The sequence below is a fragment of the Bradyrhizobium sp. Kon58 genome (assembly GCF_055807455.1).
The window spans coordinates 1-254 of the sequence record NZ_JBVVOT010000534.1; the positions used below are offsets into that span (position 1 = coordinate 1).

Here is a 254-nt window from a genome sequence, read left to right on the forward strand (position 1 = left end):
CTCCGGCTCCGTGATCGCCTTCGGCAAGCTCTCGGGCAAGTACAAGTTCCGCCTGTTCCAGGGCGCGCCGGTACAGTTCGGTGGCCAGCACAAGCTCAATCTGGTGCTGGGATTGCTGACGCTGGGCCTGGGCCTGACATTCATGTTCACCGGCAACCTCACTGCATTCGCTGTGATGCTGCCCGGGCCTGTTCGAGCACACTCACGCCCAACGCGGTGGGCAAGGTCCTGCGCGGCTCGCGGATGAACAGTTG

Annotated in this window: 1 pseudogene; it reads left to right on the plus strand. The window is 63.4% G+C overall.

Annotation, left to right across the window (positions count from 1 at the left end):
* Positions 1–247 (plus strand): annotated as a pseudogene (locus AC0L20_RS41385) (hypothetical protein); the annotation flags it as partial.
* Positions 248–254: the final 7 nt, after the last annotated feature.